The sequence below is a fragment of the Methylovorus sp. SPW-M1 genome, from assembly GCF_053848825.1.
In genome coordinates this window covers 799,718-816,239 of record NZ_CM132626.1, presented here as the reverse complement: position 1 = coordinate 816,239, position 16,522 = coordinate 799,718, and the positions used below count along the sequence as shown (strand labels likewise).

Below are 16,522 nucleotides of genomic sequence, written 5' to 3'. Positions count from 1 at the left end.
CTAAAGTAAAGAGTTGCGATTATATTCTGTAACAGCTTTACAGAACAACATAAAAACCCTTTTTACTACATGAGTTTTCACACATTCATATTCCAGACTTGTGCAGATTTGCCCATAGGGCCCCTTGCGTCAGGCTTTTGCAAATCGTGACGGGCGTCACTTAAAGGCAACACCCGCCCCGCTGATGTCATGCGTGAAGTTTTTTTATATTAGAACTTCTTGCCGAAGCCAATGCCGACCACCCATGGGTTGATGTCGAGACTGTCAATTTTGGTCCACTGATTGCCGTTCCGCATTTTCACATCCGTATCAATCCAGAGGTATTTGACATCGGCATTGATCAGCCAGCCACCTTCCAGGTTGATATCAAAGCCCGCCTGCAACGCTGCCCCTACGCTATCGCGATCAATCTTGATCTTGGTGCCGTCGGTAGCACCCGAAGAAAACTGCAGATTGCGATCCAGCATGGCGGTGTAATTCAAGCCAGCACCGACATAAGGATCAAATGTCTGATCAGGCCGGAAGTGCCATTGCACGGTCAAAGTTGGCGGCAACAAGTTAACCGAGCCCAGCTTCTGGTTGCCAATTACGCCAGCAGAATCCCCATGAACACTCACATCGTGGCGTGTACCCAGTGCTAGGATCAGTTCGGCAGCAATATGCTTGGTGAAGTAGTAAGAGATGTCCAGTTCAGGAATCGTATTGCTATCAACCTCAAGCTTGGCGCCTGGGCTCATGATATTGCCCAAGCCGATACCGTTTACAGTACGGCCCAGCTTGCTATCTTCGTTTGGGCTGACATTCACCGCACGGGCGCGTACAACCCAGTCACCCGCCTCGGCCATCGCAGCCACGGGTGTCAGTAAAGCCAGCAAAGAAACCAGAATTTTTTTATGCATGATAATCCCCTCTTGAAATGACCATAAAAAGAACATGGATTAAACTTTACACGTATTAACCATATTTTAAAAGTGGTTTATACTTGACCATAATGCTCGGCTTTAGCTGTTCGAGCGGCAGACACCACATTCCCGATCAGTCAATCTTTGGCTACACCGCTACATAGCGCCGATTTCCGCTATTCAAATACAAGGGCTTGCGATTACAATGATGCTTTTAATAGCTTTAGTATTGATGGAGAACTGAAGATGTCGATGGCTGACCGTGATGGTCTAATTTGGTATGACGGCAAAATGGTGCCATGGCGTGAGGCAACCACGCATGTTTTAACCCACACATTGCATTATGGGATGGGGGTTTTTGAAGGCGTGCGCGCATACAAAACCGATAAAGGCACGGCCATTTTCCGCCTGAAAGAACATACGGATCGCCTGTTTCGTTCCGCGCATATTCTGGGCATGAAAATGCCTTTCGACAAAGCGACTGTTGTGGAAGCGCAAAAAGCCGCTGTGCGCGAAAATAATCTTGAGTCAGCCTACATGCGCCCGATGGCATTTTACGGTGCTGAAGCCATGGGCATTTCGGCCAAGACACTGTCTACACACCTGATCGTTGCCGCATGGAAATGGGGCGCCTACATGGGTGAAGAAGCCCTTGAGCGTGGCATTCGCGTCAAGACCTCGTCCTTTTCGCGTCACCATGTGAACATCACCATGTGTAAAGCCAAGGCAAATGGCAACTACATGAACTCCATCCTGGCGCATCAGGAAGCCGCCGCTGACGGCTATGACGAAGCCCTGTTGCTGGACGTGGATGGTTTTGTTGCCGAAGGTTCCGGCGAGAACATTTTCATCGTACGTAATGGCAAGATTTACACGCCAGATCTGACCAGTGCGCTGGAAGGCATTACGCGTGACACCATCGTGCAACTGGCTGCCGAGCTTGGTTACACCGTAATTGAGAAGCGCATTACCCGCGACGAAGTCTACTCCGCTGACGAAGCGTTCTTCACTGGCACCGCCGCTGAAGTCACGCCGATTCGCGAGCTGGATAATCGCGCCATTGGCTTGGGCAAACGCGGCCCGGTTACCGAGCAACTGCAGAAGATGTATTTTGATGTGGTTACCGGAAAATCAGCCAAGCACATGGACTGGCTCACCATCGTTTAAAGCAACAAAGGGAACATCATGGCATACGAAGCAAAAGAGATTGAAGTCACAGCCAGCGACCTGCCGCTGCACTGCCCGACCAAGGAAGTTTCGTTATGGTGTTCCCATCCCCGCGTATTTCTTGACATCACCGCTAGCGGTCAAGCCATGTGCCCCTATTGCGGCACCAAGTACAGGCTGAAAGCGGGCGAAGCTGTCGCCCACCATCACTAAAACAATGTTGGCCAGTACTTAAGCTGGCAAGGGCATCACTTCAAAGGGTGTGCCCCACAACAGACTGGTCACTGACTGCGCTGATAACCCATCTGCGTTACTCCAGAACTCCGTTACGCCAGGCATCTTGTAAGAGTCATCTTTGAGCAGGTCTGCTTCTTGCAGACGGTACTTCAACTGCCGCGCGACTGCCGCTCCGGTATCGATAATGGCCACCTCCGGCCCGGCAAGCTCCTCAATCAACGGTCGCACAAAAGGATAATGAGTACACCCAAGCACCAGGGTATCTGCACCAGCCTCAAGCAAAGGCTGGATATACTTTTCCAGTAATTGCCGTGTAGCAGCCGTTTGCAATTCCCCACGCTCAATACACTCTACCAGGCCAACACACGCCTGCGTTTCCACCCGCACCTGACGGCCGTAGCTCTCAAGCAAGGCAGCAAACTGCGCGCTCTGCAACGTACCACTGGTCGCAAGCACGCCGATCACGCCCGAGCGTGTGGCAGCAGCAGCTGGCTTAACCGCGGGCTCCATGCCAATAATCGGGATCGCATAACGGCTTCTTAGCTCGCTGATGGCCGCAGCCGTGGCCGTATTGCATGCCACCACCAAGGCCTTGGCGCCACGCGAAATGAGAAAGTCCGACAACTGGATGGCACGATCAATAATAAATGCCTGCGATTTGCTGCCATAAGGCGCATGCATGGAGTCGGCAGCATAGATCAGCGACTCCTGCGGTAGCGCCTGGCGAATATGGGCAAGCACCGACAAACCGCCAACGCCGGAATCAAAGACACCAACCGGGGAATCCTGGCCGGCGGAAGATAAGGTAGCGACCACAGTAAAATAAGTCGTGAAAAAATAATGAATCGCGCCAGTGTAGCTGAACTTGCAAAGGCGTGACACAGTCATTCAGCCGCGTACTACAATTCAGCCTTCTTCAGGAGATCATCATGGGCAATCGACTTAGTAAAATCTACACACGTACCGGCGATGAAGGCGATACAGGCTTGGGCGATGGCTCACGCATTGCCAAAGACAGCCTTCGGGTAAATGCCATGGGCACGGTAGACGAGCTGAATGCCATCATAGGCATCTTGCTGACAGAGTCACTACCCGCGGACACCGCCTCGCACCTGACGCGCATCCAGCATGACCTGTTCGATCTGGGCGGCGAACTCTGCATCCCTGGCCACAGCATGGTCAAGGCTGAGCGTGTAGATGATCTGGAGCACACACTGGACGCGCTTAATGAACATCTGAGTCCACTCAAGGAATTCATTCTTCCCGGGGGATCGCGCGCTGCCGCGTATTGCCATCTGGCGCGCACGGTCTGCCGCCGGGCAGAACGCGAGGTGGTGGAGCTTTCTCGCACCGAACAAGTGACACCCGTCGCGCGCAGCTATTTGAATCGGCTGTCAGACTTGCTTTTCGTACTCTGCCGCTACCTCAACAAGGTGCAAGGTGTCGCTGATGTTTTATGGCAGAACGACAGCCGCCAATAAATACCCTATCAAGCACTAAAATTGAGAGCCAAGCCCAACAGATCTGTTGGGCTTTTATTTTGAGTTTAATATTCTTTTAAATTATAAAATTATAAAAACAAATTATTTTTTATTATTAAATTAGCTTGGTAAAGTGCGCAGCATTCGATTCATATTGCTGGAGCAACGTGCCATGTCCCAACCGTTCAATACCTCACTCTCTTCCGAGGTCGTACAGGAAATCCTGCGTGCCGTGGAGCAATTGCGCTTTGGCGCTGTAGAGATCACGGTACACGATGGTCGCGTCACTCAAATCGAGCGTCGCGAAAAAGTCCGCTTCGGCAATGAACAGCAAAAGTCCAAGCCTACTGCAACCGCAGCGGCCGCAATCTAGTTTAAAAATATCGATGACCTGACCGGACCGCCGGAAGCAATAAATTTACAGGGGCTCATCATGCAATTCAAAATCAACAAGATCACTTCCGCACTGCTCGCTAGCGGGCTTTTACTGGCCACGCACAGTGCATTCGCTGCCGATCCAGAAATCGAAGCATTGCGTCAAACTATTCTGGACCTTGATCAAAAGATCAAAGTCCTGGAGCGTAAAAATGAAATCGCTGCAGAAGAAGCAACCGCTAAAAAGAAAGAAACGCCGGTAGTGAATGCTGGCCCTAATGGCTTCGGTATCAAGTCTGCCGATGGTCAGTTTGAATACAGCCTGAAGGGCTTGATTCAGCTGGATTACCGTCATTTTGACAAGCCTGACCATACCGCAAATGCCGATGACGGCTTTACCGCTCGCCGTATCCGCCCCACATTCCAGGGCACCTTGTTTGGCAAATATGATTTCCGCTTTACCCCTGAGTTTGGTGAAACATTGAATAACAATGCCACAACTCCATCCAGCAATAACTCGCGCGTGATTGATGCCTATGTCGATGCCCGTTTCGACCCAGCATTCAAAATCCGCGCTGGTAAATTCAAGCCGTTCGTAGGCTTGGAGCGCTTGCAAGGCGGCGGCGACATCAAGTTCATCGAGCGCAGTTATGTCAGCAACAACTTCCTGCCTAACCGCGGCCTGGGCGCCTCGATTTATGGCGATGTACTGGATAGCAAAGTGAGCTACGCAGTAGGCGTTTTCAATGGCACCGTGGATGGTGGCGAAGAAAACACACGCATCGACACTGACAATGACAAAGACTATACCGCCCGCATTTTCACTACCCCATTCAAGGGTAGCGATAGTGTGCTGGAAGGTCTGGGCTTCGGTATTGCCGGCACCTACACAAACTCTGCCACAGGCGCATTGCCCAGCTACAAGGCTCCATCCCAGCAGCTCAACTTCTTTACCTACAACACCGGTACCGTGGGTGATGGTAGTCGCGTACGTGTTTCGCCACAGGCTTACTACTACTACGGCCCATTCGGTGTGATTGCCGAATACGCCCGCACTTCCCAGGAAGTTCGCAATGCCGCAGATACTGTGCATGACACCCTGAAGAATGATGCCTGGCAGATCGCAGCCTCGTGGGTACTGACCGGCGAAGATGCTTCCTTCAAGAGCGTCAAGCCGAAGAACCCATTTGAAACCGGCAAGGATGGCTGGGGCGCATGGGAGCTGGTGGCCCGCTACCAGGAAAACAGCATCGACAGCAGCGCATTCGGTACAGCCGCATCTGGCGTGGCTGCCCGTTTTGCCAACCCAACCACCAGCGCCAAGGAAGCAAAAACCTGGGGTATTGGTGTGAACTGGTACCTCAACCAGTGGGTACGTCTGGCAACCAACTATGAGCAGACCAAGTTTGACGGCGGTGCTGGTACCTTTGCCAACATCCGCGACCGTGAAGACGAGCGCATTCTGTTTAGCCGTTTGCAGTTCCAGTTTTAACCAGACAACTTGAGAGACAGGAAAATATCAATGAAAACGATTATTCAACATTTGCGTAGCGCTGCAGTAGCGCTTGCCCTGGCGGCACCGCTGGCGGCATCGGCGGCCGATGTCAGCCTGCTGAATGTGTCCTACGACCCAACCCGCGAACTGTATCAGGACTTCAACGCCGCATTCGCCAAATACTGGAAAGCCAAGACCGGTGACAACGTCACCATCAAGGCCTCCCATGGCGGCTCTGGCAAACAAGGTCGTGCCATCATCGACGGCCTGGAAGCTGACGTTGCTACCCTGGCACTGGCGTATGACATTGATGCGCTGTACGAGAAAGGCAAGCTAATCCCCAAGGATTGGCAAAAACGCCTGCCACACAACAGCTCGCCTTACACCTCCACCATCGTATTCCTGGTGCGCAAGGGTAATCCGAAAAACATCAAGGATTGGGATGACATTGCACGCCCTGGCATCTCGGTCGTGACCCCCAACCCCAAGACTTCTGGCGGCGCACGCTGGAACTACCTGGCAGCATGGGCCTATGGTCAGCGCAAGTTTAACAACGACGAAACCAAGACCCGCGAGTTCATTGGCAAAATCCTGAAGAACGTGCCGGTACTGGATTCCGGTGCACGTGGTGCCACCACCACCTTTGTTGAACGAGGCATCGGCGATGTCCTGCTGGCCTGGGAAAACGAAGCCTTCCTGGCACAAAAGGAACTCGGTCCGGACAAGTTCGAAATCGTGGTGCCTTCGCTGTCCATCCTGGCTGAACCACCTGTCACAGTGGTCGACAAGGTAGTCAACAAGCGTGGTACCCGTGCAGTAGCTGAAGCTTACCTGCAATACCTGTATACCGAAGAAGGTCAGGAAATTGCGGCCAAGAACTACTACCGTCCTACCCTGGAATCCGTAGCCAAGAAGTACGAAAAGAACTTCCCCAAACTGAATCTGGTAACGGTGGATAGTGAATTCGGTGGTTGGCAAAAAGCGCAGAAAACGCACTTTTCTGACGGCGGTACGTTTGACCAGATTTACCTGAAGTAAACACACTTCCAACATCAGGGGCCTTCCGGACAAAATTCGGTGGCCCCTTTCAACAGGAGACTCTCACCATGAGTACAGCATTGATAGTAGGCGGCGACCAGATAGACGGCATTAAACAAGTACTAGCCCAGCACGGCATTACCCGCATCGACCATTGGTCTGGGCGCAAAGTCGGCGATGGCAAGAAAACCATCCCACACAACACAGAACTCATTGTGCTGGTCACCAACTGGATCAGCCACACCTTTACCCACAAAATCAAGCAGACGGCAGCCAAACGCGGCGTGCGGATTGTCTACACGCCGAATGGTCCCGCTGCTCTGCAGGCCAGATTGGAAAAGCTAAATCTGGACAACCTGTCGGAGGGCGAATGTCCATCCGGCAAACATCACTGGGCCATCGCAGCCTGATCACCCCCAGCGCAATACCCCAGAACTGTCTTTTACTGCAGCAAAGGAGGCTCCCATGACCATCAAAGCCATTAATGTGCGCAACCAGCTACGGGGACGCATTGTTGAGATTCTCACTGGACCAGTATTATCCGAAGTGGATATAGAAACGGCTGGCGGCATTGTCACGTCGGTGATTACCACCCGTTCAGTTACCGAGTTGAATCTGCAAGTGGGAACGGAAGTGCTGGCGCTGATCAAAGCCACCGAAGTTTCCATCGCCAAGATATAAATCTCAGCGTTTAAATTAAGCAAATAAAAAAAGCCGATGGCAATACGCCACCGGCTTTTTGTTTTGCTGCTTGATTTGTTTTGCTACTTGAGTAGCACAGCTGGGGAGGCTTGCTTAGCGGGTACGCGCCAGCTTTTGCAATACATCCACCATCACATCGACTTCCTGTGCGGTGTTGTAAAACGCCAGCGATGGTCGCACCGTCGTTTCCACACCGAAGCGACGCAGGATAGGCTGAGCGCAATGATGCCCGGAGCGCACGGCAATGCCCTCTTCGTTCAAGGCGGCACCGACTTCCTCACTCTTATACCCAGGCAAACTGAAGGACAACACGCTGGCCTTTTCACGGGCGGTACCAATCAGGCGCAAGCCCGGCACCTTGCACATGGCGGCCGTGGCATACACCAGCAAGTCATGCTCATACCGTGCAATGTTGTCGATACCCAGACGCTCTACATATTGCAGCGCCGCCCCCATGCCCACCGCATCGGCGATATTGCCCGTGCCAGCTTCAAACTTGGCGGGCGCTTCGTGATACACGGTTTTTTCAAAGGTGACATCCTGAATCATATTGCCGCCACCTTGCCATGCGGGCATCTCGGCCAGTACATCCGCCTTGCCATAGAGCGCACCAATGCCCGTCGGGCCAAACACCTTGTGACCAGAGAACACAAAAAAGTCACAATCGAGGGCCGTCACATCGCTACGCATGTGCGACACAGACTGCGCACCATCCAGCAGGACTTTTGCGCCAGCGGCATGCGCCATCTGAATCATTTCACGCGCGGGCGTAACGGTACCCAGTGCATTGGAAACCTGGGTAAATGACACCAGCTTGGTACGTGAAGTCAGCAACTTCTGGTATTCATCAAGCAATACCTGGCCACTATCATCCACGGGGGCCACACGCAGCCTGGCACCGGTTTCCTGACATAACTGCTGCCAGGGCACGATATTGGCATGGTGCTCCAGATGCGAAATCAGGATCTCATCTCCCTCGCGCAGGTGTTTCTTGCCCCAGGTTTTGGCCACCAGATTAATCGCTTCGGTCGTCCCGCGCACAAACACCACATTATTGACCGAAGGTGCGTTGATGAAGCGACGCACTGTTTCGCGCGCCTCCTCATACGCATCGGTAGCGCGCGCAGCCAACGCATGCGCGGCCCGGTGAATATTGGAGTTTTCATGCTGGTAAAAATACGCCAGGCGGTCGATAACGACTTGTGGCTTTTGCGTGGTCGCCGCGTTGTCCAGCCAGATGAGTGGACGGCCATTCACCTGCTCACGCAGAATCGGAAAATCCTTGCGAACCAGATTCGCATCAAAGGGAGGATGCGCCGAAGGTGCAAAAGCGCCGCCCTGCTGCACGCCGGGATTCAGCGAATTGACCGATGCACCCTGCAAAAAGTAATACGGACTGACCGCAGGCTGCGCGCTCGCCGCTGATGCAGGCGTGCTCGACGGTGACAGCAAGCCCTGCAGATCGCTCGCATAGGGAATCTCAACGCTGCCCAGCAAACGACTGATCTCCAGATCACCGCCAAATGGCACGCCCAGTGCAGGTTGATATTGCCCAGCACTCGCTGTCGCCGCTGCACTGGCGATATCCAGCTGCGGCGGCAGCAAGGATGGATACGTTAACTGAATGCTTTCGAGTCCGACCGAAGAGGCATGTGGATGCGAAGTCACTGGAGCAGCAGGGCCTGGTGAGCCGGTACGAATCCCAGCTGCCTGGCCTGAGCTATCGGGCAAAGCAGTGGTGGTGTACACATCTGGCGTACTGCCAAAGGGCGCTCCTGCGGGAAAACCCTCGGCGTAAAGCTCATTGGCAATACGTGCCAGTTCGCTCACATCCAGATGCCCAGACTCTGATGCGGCCCGGCCAACTGCCAGGCCCGCCGCCATGCGGGGATGCTCCCCCGGCAACGCTGCCAGAATGGCTTCCGGCTCAAAGGCCGAAAGATCGTTGAAGTTACTTGTAGTCATAGTAGTTGTCCACGCTGACATTCTCCAGCACGGCAATCGCATCATCGGTCAGAACAGCAACCGAGCAATACAGGGACACGAGGTAGGAAGCAATCGCCTTGTGGTTGATCCCCATGAAGCGCACCGACAGGCCCATGCTTTGCTGACCCGGCAGATTAGGCTGATAGAGACCCACCACGCCCTGACGGCTTTCACCGGTGCGCAACAGCAGAATATTGGTTTTGCCCTTGGTGACCTTCAGCTTGTCGCAAGGAATCAGCGGAATACCACGCCATGTCAGGAACTGCGAGCCAAACATCGCCACGGTAGGTGGAGGCACGCCACGACGTGTGCACTCACGACCAAAAGCCGCAATTGCTTGTGGATGGGCCAGGAAGAAGGCTGGCTCTTTCCATACCTTGCTGATCAGCTCGTCGAGGTCATCTGGTGTTGGAGCGCCAGTACGGGACTTCACCTTTTGCGAGTCAGCCACATTGTTCAACAAGCCATACTCGGCATTGTTGATCAGTTCGCTTTCCTGACGCTCTTTGACTGTTTCAATGGTCAGGCGCAACTGTTCGCGAATCTGGTTGTGCGGGCTGCTGTACAGATCGGATACGCGGGTGTGTACATCGACCACGGTATTCACGGCGTTCAGCACATACTCACGGCCCCATTCTTCGTAGTCAACAAAGGTGGCGGGCAACTCGCGCTCATCCTTGTTGGAACAATCCACTTCAATCGCATTCGGATTCTTGGCCTTGTTAACGCGATAGATACCAGCTTCTACAGGCACCCATTGCAGCAAATGCACCAGCCAGCGCGGTGTAATCGTGCTGAGCATGGGCACCGTTTTGGTTGCATTGGCTAGCGTACGGGCCGCTACATCTCCAAGTGCGGTTTGTCCTTCATGAATATCTGCCATTTAAATCTCCTGTCTAGTGTGGTTTAGTGTTTCAAGGGGTATAACAGGCCTAGCCGTATTGGGCAGGCCCAGAGGGATTGGCGCCTGGAATGGCATTGGCGGCCATCTGGCCTTCTGGCAGAGGCAGCACACCGCTGCGCATTTGCGCCTGGGTGATATTGCTGCCTGGTGGCACGCTGTGGGTCAGCCAGACATTGCCACCGATGGAGGAACCGCGTCCGATGGTGATGCGGCCCAGTATCGTCGCGCCGGCATAAACGACGACGTCATCTTCCACAATTGGATGGCGTGCATTGCCTTTGGTAAGCACACCACTTTCATCCGCAGGAAAGCGCTTTGCGCCCAAAGTAACAGCCTGATAAAGCCGTACGTGATTGCCAATGATGGTGGTCTCACCGATTACCACTCCGGTGCCATGATCCACGAAGAAACTGTCGCCAATCGTGGCGCCAGGATGAATGTCAATGCCAGTACGTGAATGGGCAATCTCGGCAATCATGCGCGCGACGAGTGGTACACCCAGTTTGTAGAGCTGATGGGCAAGACGATGGTGAGTGATGGCGGTGATGCCGGGATAGCATACGAGCACCTCATCGACACTGCGCGCTGCGGGATCGCCCTCATACGCGGCAAGAATATCGGTATCCAGGGCTTGGCGAATGCCGGGAAGCGCGGCAGCAAACTGACTGACGATGGCACGCGCTGAAGGCGCTTCCTCATCCGTCTTGTCAGACTCAAGAGTAGACGCAAATGCCAGCTCCAGCCGAATTTGCGTGTGCAGGTCCTTTAATGCGACATCCAGGGTGTGGCCGACAAAATAATCGAGACCGTCTTCTTTCAAATCGGGCAAGCCGAGACGGTTGGGGAACAAGGCGGCGGCCAGGCCATCGACAATAGCCTCCAGCGCTTTGCGCGAAGGCAGTTTTGGCGGGTTTTGCCTGCGCTTGCGATGCTCCAGCGCATTCAGCCGCACCGTGCGAAGTGCGTCCACAATACTGGCAATATCCCAATCAGCACCCGCTGGGGCAACTGTCAAATCCACTGCATCGGTCATCTCGTTATTCCCAAATTGGCGGCCCTAAAAAGCAAAAAAGCCAGCGGCCTCGGCATGAGGCGCACTGGCTTCCGGTTGTCCGGTCAGCAACTGGCTATAACAATCAGTTATAAGCTAATTCTATTTAGTTATTTAAAAAACCGCAAGGTTTATAGAAGTAAAGCTACGCTAAAAAATGCATTGTTTCATGACAAATTGAACGGCTTATAATAAATTTTATGAATATAAATATATTTTTATATTCTTTTACATTATTACAATGACTGATTATGATGGCGTCCATTCCAAATACAACATTCACGGAGTCCGCATGTTCAAGCGCATCGCCCTCATCGCCCTGCTGTTTTCCCAATCTGCCTGGGCTGACACTACACTGCTCAATGTCTCTTATGATGTGACGCGCGAATTCTATAAGGATTTCAACCCGGCATTTGCCAGCTACTGGAAGCAAAAAACCGGTGAGACGGTAACCATCAACCAATCTCATGGTGGCTCCAGCAAGCAGGCGCGCGCCGTGGCCGATGGCCTGGATGCGGACGTCATCACCATGAACCAGAGCAATGACATTGATATTCTGTACGAGCGCGGCAAGCTGATCCCCAAGGACTGGCAAAAACGCCTGCCTTATAACAGCTCCCCAACGGCCTCCACCACGGTATTTCTGGTGCGCAAGGGTAACCCCAAGAAAATTCAGGACTGGAATGACCTGGTGAAACCTGGCATTGCCGTGGTGGTGCCCAACCCCAAAACCTCAGGCAATGGTCGTTACAGCTACCTTGCCGCCTGGGGATACGCCGTGCGTAATGGCGCAGACGAAACCAAAGCCAAGGACTTTGTCGGCAAACTGTTCCGTAACGTGCCAGTGCTGGACACCGGCGGCCGTGGCGCCACCACGACCTTTGTGCAACGTGGCATTGGTGATGTCTTGCTGACCTTTGAAAATGAAGTGTTCCTGATCAAGAAGGAGTTGGGTAATGATCAATTTGATGTGGTGTATCCGTCATCCAGCATCCTCGCTGAAAATCCGGTAAGCGTCGTCGACAAAGTCGTCAACAAGCGCAATACCCGTGCAGTTTCTGAGGCATACCTGAATTACCTCTATTCAGAAGAGGGTCAGGAAATCGCAGCGCGCCACTACCTGCGCCCCAAGCTGGAGAGCGTGGCTGCCAAGCATAAGGCCGACTTCAAGGCGATAGACCTCTTTACGGTAGAAGACGTATTTGGCGGCTGGGCCAAAGCACAGAAAACGCATTTTGCAGATGGCGGCATCTTTGACCAAATTTACGCAAAATGAAGGAGCATCACTATGAGTATTCCCCCACAAGATCTGAGTTATCTTGAGACCCTGAAATCCCAACTGCGCGAATCGCTGCATCTGGACCTGGACGACTATGGCCTGGATGAGCTGTCACGCGGCGAGTTCAGCAATACCTTCCTGGGTATTCAGTTGCATACGGCTTTCCAGCCGATTTACGACAGTGAAGCAGGCGACCTGTTTGGCCACGAAGCTTTCCTGCGCCCTTCTCTGGGTGGCGTACAGGAAGTCAGCCCGCACTTTGCGTTTTACTACGCCGAGCAATCAGGCAAGCTGGTGAAGTTTGACCGCGTCAGCCGTACCTTGCACGTGCTGAATTTCCGCCAGCTGCATGCAGAAAACGGTCTGTTGTTCCTCAATGTGCATACCAAGCTGCTGGCGAGTGTAAATGCCCATGGCAAGGTGTTTGAGCGCATTCTGCACAGCAATTCGGTGCCGACCAACCGCGTGGTGATTGAGATCCAGGAAAGTGCGGTTGACCAGGAAAAGCCTCTGGTAGAAGCCGTGGAAAACTACCGCGATCGCGGCTACAAGATCGCGATTGATGGCTTTGGCAGCAAGCATTCCAATCTGGATCGCTTGTGGACGCTCTCCCCTGATTTCGTGAAACTGGATATCCAGCTGATACAGGAAGCGGAACGCAACCCACGCGTACGCAAGATCATCCCCAAACTGCTCGGTATCATCAGCGACCTGGGCGCGCAACCAGTGATTCAGGGTATCGAAACGCAGACGCAATTTGATATTGCCATTGAATCGGGCGCCAGCCTGTTGCAAGGTTACTTCCTGGGCAAGCCAGTCACGGCAAAGGAACTGCAACCTGTGTCGGTATTCAAGCCCACCATTCGCGTCGCCGCTTGATGCCCGTTTTTACCATTAACATCTCCTCCTCTGGACCGGTGTGCATGCCAAGCATGCCCCGGTCGTTTTTTACCGCATTCTAGTTATATCAATATAAAAACATAGTATTTTTATTATATAAGCCGATTTGTTACATTGGCGACCGATTCAAAGCAAAACTTATTGCAAAGACAACGACGATAAAAATGGCGAAAAGACACCACGTTCTACCTGGATTCAACCTCTCCCTCGGGTACACCATCCTCTATTTGAGCCTGATCGTGCTGATCCCGCTGGGAGCAGCCTTCCTTAAAACCACCGAACTCAGCTTTGCCGAATTCTGGACCACCGTCACGGCGCCACGCGTGCTGGCTTCCTATAAGCTGACGTTTGGCGCTTCCTTGATCGGCGCCTTCATCAATGCGATATTCGGCCTGCTGACTGCCTGGGTGCTGGTGCGCTACACCTTCCCCGGCAAACGCCTGGTGGATGCTTTGGTCGATCTGCCCTTCGCACTGCCGACAGCCGTCGCTGGCATTGCGCTGACAGCGATCTATGCAGGCAACGGCTGGATAGGTTCATTGCTGGAACCGCATGGCATCAAGGTCGCCTTCACCCCATTGGGTGTAGTCGTCGCCCTCACCTTTATTGGCCTGCCGTTTGTGGTGCGCACGGTGCAACCCGTGCTGGAAGATCTGGAAGCGGAAACCGAAGAGGCCGCCGCCAGCCTGGGCGCCAACCGTTGGCAAACCTTCCGCAAGGTGATTCTGCCTGCCATATGGCCTGCGCTGCTTACCGGGTTTGCATTGGCCTTCGCCCGCGCCGTTGGCGAATACGGCTCGGTGATTTTCATCGCCGGCAATATGCCCATGGTGTCTGAAATCACGCCGTTGATCATCATCACCAAGCTTGAGCAATACGACTACACCGGTGCCACCGCGATTGCCGTGGTCATGCTGGTGATCTCCTTCATCCTGTTGCTGGCCATCAATGGCCTGCAATGGTGGAGCAGCCAGCGTAACGCCAAATCCGCCGAATAACACATACCAAGTCAAAGGCAAGCACGCATGTCATCTACTGTTTCTCATCTCGGTCATTACCAGGCCAAGGTTGCCCGCAGCCGCGCCACCTCTGAACCGGCGTGGATACGCTGGTCATTGATCGCCATTGCACTGGCGTTCCTCAGCCTGTTCCTGTTCATTCCGCTGGCAGCGGTATTTACCGAAGCCCTGCGCAAGGGCTTTGAAACCTATATCGCGGCCCTGGTCGAGCCCGATGCACTGTCCGCCATCAAGCTCACCGTGATCGCTGCGGTCATTTCTGTCCCCCTGAATCTGGTATTCGGTGTGGCAGCCGCCTGGGCCATTGCCAAATTCGATTTCAAGGGCAAAAGCGTGCTGATCACGCTGATTGATCTGCCGTTTGCCGTATCACCGGTGATTGCCGGTCTGATCTATGTACTGATCTTTGGCTTGCAAGGCTGGTTTGGCGAATGGCTGATCGATCATGATTACAAAGTGATTTTTGCCATCCCCGGCATTGTGCTGGCCACCGTTTTCGTCACCTTCCCGTTTGTGGCGCGCGAGCTGATTCCGCTGATGCAGGCGCAAGGCAAGGAAGAAGAAGAAGCCGCCCTGGTCCTGGGTGCCTCCGGCTGGCAGATCCTCTGGCGCGTGACCCTGCCCAATATCAAATGGGGCCTGCTGTACGGCGTCATCCTGACCAATGCCCGAGCCATGGGCGAGTTTGGCGCGGTGTCGGTGGTCTCTGGCCATATCCGCGGCCTGACCAACACCATGCCGCTGCATGTCGAGATTCTCTATAACGAATACAACTACGCTGCCGCTTTTGCCGTGGCATCGCTGCTGGCTTTCCTGGCGCTGGTCACCCTCGCCCTGAAAACCTTCATCGAATGGCAGTCCGCCCGCAGTGCACGCACTACCGAACAATCTTCTGAAGAATAAAAGAGGCCGCAATGAGCATCGCAATTCGCAATATCCATAAACGCTTCGGCAAATTCAATGCCCTGAACAACATCAACCTGGATGTTCCTACGGGTGAACTTGTGGCCTTGCTCGGCCCGTCCGGTTGCGGCAAAACCACATTGCTGCGCATTATTGCCGGTCTGGAAGCCGCCGATGAAGGCAGCATTCTGTTTCATGGCAATGACGCTACCAGCCGCGATGTGCGCGAACGTGAAGTGGGCTTTGTTTTCCAGCATTACGCCCTGTTCCGCCACATGACCGTGTTTGAAAACGTGGCCTTCGGCCTGCGCGTACGTCCACGCAAAACACGCCCATCCGAGGCAGAAATCCACCGTCGCGTGCATGCACTGCTTGAGCTGGTACAGCTGGACTGGCTGGCTGGCCGCTATCCACCGCAGCTCTCTGGCGGTCAGCGTCAGCGTATTGCGCTGGCGCGCGCACTGGCAGTGGAGCCCAAGGTACTGCTGCTGGATGAGCCATTTGGCGCGCTGGATGCCAAGGTGCGTAAAGACTTGCGTCGCTGGTTGCGTCGCCTGCATGACGAACTGCACATCACCAGCGTATTTGTGACCCACGACCAGGAAGAGGCGCTGGAAGTTGCCGACCGTATCGTGGTCATGAACCAGGGCAATATCGAGCAGATCGGCAGCCCGCAGGAAGTGTATGACAAACCGGCTTCGCCTTTCGTCTACAAGTTCCTGGGCAACGTCAACCAGTTCCATGGCCGTGTGCATGCCGGCAAGGCGCATATCGACACGCTCGCACTGGATATCGACGACCATCACGAGACCGACAACACGCCTGCCCATGCCTTTGTTCGCCCACATGATATTGAAGTGCTGCGCGAGCGCGGCACCCAGCCCGCATTCAGCGCCGTGGTCAACTATATCAATGCCATCGGCCCACTGGTGCGCATCGAGCTGCAGCGCCAGGACAACCAGAGCATCGTCGAAGCCGAGCTGACGCGCGAACGTTTCCGCGAGCTGGCACTGCAACAAGGTGAAGCGGTGTATATCCAGCCGCGCAATGTCCGCGTGTTTCTGGATGTGCCCAATTAAACAC

18 protein-coding genes are annotated in these 16,522 nt (G+C 53.9%); 13 read left to right on the top strand and 5 right to left on the bottom strand.

The genetic code is table 11. From position 1 onward, the window contains the following. Nucleotides 1–209: 209 nt before the first annotated feature. Nucleotides 210–899 carry an OmpW/AlkL family protein gene (locus ACWWD9_RS03835; protein WP_159355199.1) on the bottom strand — a complete coding sequence of 230 codons (690 nt, stop codon included), beginning with the start codon at nt 897–899 and terminating at the stop codon, nt 210–212. A gap of 249 nt (nt 900–1,148) precedes the next feature. On the opposite strand from ACWWD9_RS03835, the gene ACWWD9_RS03830 reads away from it, so the two are divergent. Both ACWWD9_RS03830 and ACWWD9_RS03825 read left to right on the top strand, forming a co-directional pair. Then, nucleotides 1,149–2,069, top strand: a complete 921-nt coding sequence (locus tag ACWWD9_RS03830) for a branched-chain amino acid transaminase (protein ID WP_013442868.1) — start codon at nt 1,149–1,151, stop codon at nt 2,067–2,069. An 18-nt stretch (nt 2,070–2,087) separates the two neighbouring features. Next, complete coding sequence (locus tag ACWWD9_RS03825; RefSeq protein ID WP_013442869.1) at nt 2,088–2,282, top strand: zinc-finger domain-containing protein; 195 nt, start codon at nt 2,088–2,090, stop codon at nt 2,280–2,282. An 18-nt stretch (nt 2,283–2,300) separates the two neighbouring features. Here ACWWD9_RS03825 and murI read toward each other — a convergent pair whose 3' ends face one another. Beyond that, entirely contained in the window at nt 2,301–3,122 is an 822-nt protein-coding gene (gene murI, locus ACWWD9_RS03820; RefSeq protein WP_455867777.1) for a glutamate racemase, read from the bottom strand. Between the two features lie 113 nt (nt 3,123–3,235). On the opposite strand from murI, the gene ACWWD9_RS03815 reads away from it, so the two are divergent. From ACWWD9_RS03815 to ACWWD9_RS03790, 6 genes are all read left to right on the top strand, one after another. Then, nucleotides 3,236–3,787 carry a cob(I)yrinic acid a,c-diamide adenosyltransferase gene (locus ACWWD9_RS03815; protein ID WP_455867776.1) on the top strand — a complete coding sequence of 184 codons (552 nt, stop codon included), beginning with the start codon at nt 3,236–3,238 and terminating at the stop codon, nt 3,785–3,787. A 172-nt stretch (nt 3,788–3,959) separates the two neighbouring features. Continuing rightward, entirely contained in the window at nt 3,960–4,160 is a 201-nt protein-coding gene (locus tag ACWWD9_RS03810) for a YezD family protein (protein ID WP_013442872.1), read from the top strand. 60 nt (nt 4,161–4,220) lie between these two features. Then, the gene (locus tag ACWWD9_RS03805; protein ID WP_455867775.1) at nt 4,221–5,654 is read left to right on the top strand and encodes an OprO/OprP family phosphate-selective porin; all 1,434 of its coding nucleotides are present in this window, start codon (nt 4,221–4,223) and stop codon (nt 5,652–5,654) included. A 30-nt stretch (nt 5,655–5,684) separates the two neighbouring features. Next, on the top strand, nt 5,685–6,695 hold the full coding sequence (locus ACWWD9_RS03800) for a sulfate ABC transporter substrate-binding protein (protein WP_013442874.1): 1,011 nt from the start codon (nt 5,685–5,687) through the stop codon (nt 6,693–6,695). Between the two features lie 68 nt (nt 6,696–6,763). Beyond that, nucleotides 6,764–7,105, top strand: a complete 342-nt coding sequence (locus ACWWD9_RS03795) for a DUF2325 domain-containing protein (RefSeq protein ID WP_013442875.1) — start codon at nt 6,764–6,766, stop codon at nt 7,103–7,105. Between the two features lie 55 nt (nt 7,106–7,160). Continuing rightward, on the top strand, nt 7,161–7,376 hold the full coding sequence (locus ACWWD9_RS03790; RefSeq protein ID WP_013442876.1) for a TOBE domain-containing protein: 216 nt from the start codon (nt 7,161–7,163) through the stop codon (nt 7,374–7,376). A gap of 114 nt (nt 7,377–7,490) precedes the next feature. On the opposite strand, the gene ACWWD9_RS03785 is transcribed toward ACWWD9_RS03790, so the two are convergent. From ACWWD9_RS03785 to epsC, 3 genes are read right to left on the bottom strand one after another with little or no spacing between them, the layout of a single operon-like run. Beyond that, complete coding sequence (locus ACWWD9_RS03785; RefSeq protein ID WP_455867774.1) at nt 7,491–9,362, bottom strand: family 2A encapsulin nanocompartment cargo protein cysteine desulfurase; 1,872 nt, start codon at nt 9,360–9,362, stop codon at nt 7,491–7,493. Continuing rightward, nucleotides 9,349–10,266 (bottom strand): family 2A encapsulin nanocompartment shell protein, encoded by a 918-nt coding sequence (locus ACWWD9_RS03780; protein ID WP_013442878.1) that lies wholly within the window; start codon nt 10,264–10,266, stop codon nt 9,349–9,351. The genes ACWWD9_RS03785 and ACWWD9_RS03780 overlap by 14 nt, the downstream gene beginning before the upstream one ends. A 49-nt stretch (nt 10,267–10,315) precedes the next feature. Next, entirely contained in the window at nt 10,316–11,320 is a 1,005-nt protein-coding gene (gene epsC / locus ACWWD9_RS03775) for a serine O-acetyltransferase EpsC (RefSeq protein ID WP_455867773.1), read from the bottom strand. Between the two features lie 310 nt (nt 11,321–11,630). Here epsC and ACWWD9_RS03770 point away from each other — a divergent pair, with 310 nt between their 5' ends. From ACWWD9_RS03770 to ACWWD9_RS03750, 5 genes are all read left to right on the top strand, one after another. Continuing rightward, on the top strand, nt 11,631–12,614 hold the full coding sequence (locus ACWWD9_RS03770) for a sulfate ABC transporter substrate-binding protein (protein ID WP_013442880.1): 984 nt from the start codon (nt 11,631–11,633) through the stop codon (nt 12,612–12,614). 12 nt (nt 12,615–12,626) lie between these two features. Further along, complete coding sequence (locus ACWWD9_RS03765; protein WP_013442881.1) at nt 12,627–13,496, top strand: EAL domain-containing protein; 870 nt, start codon at nt 12,627–12,629, stop codon at nt 13,494–13,496. 185 nt (nt 13,497–13,681) lie between these two features. Next, nucleotides 13,682–14,515: a sulfate ABC transporter permease subunit CysT gene (cysT, locus tag ACWWD9_RS03760; protein ID WP_015830730.1), complete on the top strand. Its 834-nt coding sequence runs from the start codon at nt 13,682–13,684 to the stop codon at nt 14,513–14,515. Nucleotides 14,516–14,542: 27 nt separating this feature from the next. Further along, a complete protein-coding gene (gene cysW / locus ACWWD9_RS03755) occupies nt 14,543–15,439 on the top strand; it encodes a sulfate ABC transporter permease subunit CysW (RefSeq protein ID WP_013442883.1) in 897 nt (298 codons plus the stop codon). Between the two features lie 11 nt (nt 15,440–15,450). Then, complete coding sequence (locus ACWWD9_RS03750) at nt 15,451–16,518, top strand: sulfate/molybdate ABC transporter ATP-binding protein (protein ID WP_013442884.1); 1,068 nt, start codon at nt 15,451–15,453, stop codon at nt 16,516–16,518. The last annotated feature ends 4 nt before the right edge of the window (nt 16,519–16,522 follow it).

Bases quoted from the DNA above. Each gene is read 5' to 3' on its own strand.
- ACWWD9_RS03785 (WP_455867774.1), bottom strand. From the start codon at position 9,362: ATGACTACAAGTAACTTCAACGATCTTTCGGCCTTTGAGCCGGAAGCC.
- cysW (WP_013442883.1), top strand. From the start codon at position 14,543: ATGTCATCTACTGTTTCTCATCTCGGTCATTACCAGGCCAAGGTTGCC.
- ACWWD9_RS03810 (WP_013442872.1), top strand. From the start codon at position 3,960: ATGTCCCAACCGTTCAATACCTCACTCTCTTCCGAGGTCGTACAGGAA.
- ACWWD9_RS03815 (WP_455867776.1), top strand. From the start codon at position 3,236: ATGGGCAATCGACTTAGTAAAATCTACACACGTACCGGCGATGAAGGC.
- ACWWD9_RS03780 (WP_013442878.1), bottom strand. From the start codon at position 10,266: ATGGCAGATATTCATGAAGGACAAACCGCACTTGGAGATGTAGCGGCC.
- ACWWD9_RS03830 (WP_013442868.1), top strand. From the start codon at position 1,149: ATGTCGATGGCTGACCGTGATGGTCTAATTTGGTATGACGGCAAAATG.
- ACWWD9_RS03825 (WP_013442869.1), top strand. From the start codon at position 2,088: ATGGCATACGAAGCAAAAGAGATTGAAGTCACAGCCAGCGACCTGCCG.
- cysT (WP_015830730.1), top strand. From the start codon at position 13,682: ATGGCGAAAAGACACCACGTTCTACCTGGATTCAACCTCTCCCTCGGG.
- ACWWD9_RS03800 (WP_013442874.1), top strand. From the start codon at position 5,685: ATGAAAACGATTATTCAACATTTGCGTAGCGCTGCAGTAGCGCTTGCC.
- ACWWD9_RS03770 (WP_013442880.1), top strand. From the start codon at position 11,631: ATGTTCAAGCGCATCGCCCTCATCGCCCTGCTGTTTTCCCAATCTGCC.
- ACWWD9_RS03790 (WP_013442876.1), top strand. From the start codon at position 7,161: ATGACCATCAAAGCCATTAATGTGCGCAACCAGCTACGGGGACGCATT.
- epsC (WP_455867773.1), bottom strand. From the start codon at position 11,320: ATGACCGATGCAGTGGATTTGACAGTTGCCCCAGCGGGTGCTGATTGG.
- ACWWD9_RS03765 (WP_013442881.1), top strand. From the start codon at position 12,627: ATGAGTATTCCCCCACAAGATCTGAGTTATCTTGAGACCCTGAAATCC.
- ACWWD9_RS03835 (WP_159355199.1), bottom strand. From the start codon at position 899: ATGCATAAAAAAATTCTGGTTTCTTTGCTGGCTTTACTGACACCCGTG.
- ACWWD9_RS03795 (WP_013442875.1), top strand. From the start codon at position 6,764: ATGAGTACAGCATTGATAGTAGGCGGCGACCAGATAGACGGCATTAAA.
- ACWWD9_RS03750 (WP_013442884.1), top strand. From the start codon at position 15,451: ATGAGCATCGCAATTCGCAATATCCATAAACGCTTCGGCAAATTCAAT.
- ACWWD9_RS03805 (WP_455867775.1), top strand. From the start codon at position 4,221: ATGCAATTCAAAATCAACAAGATCACTTCCGCACTGCTCGCTAGCGGG.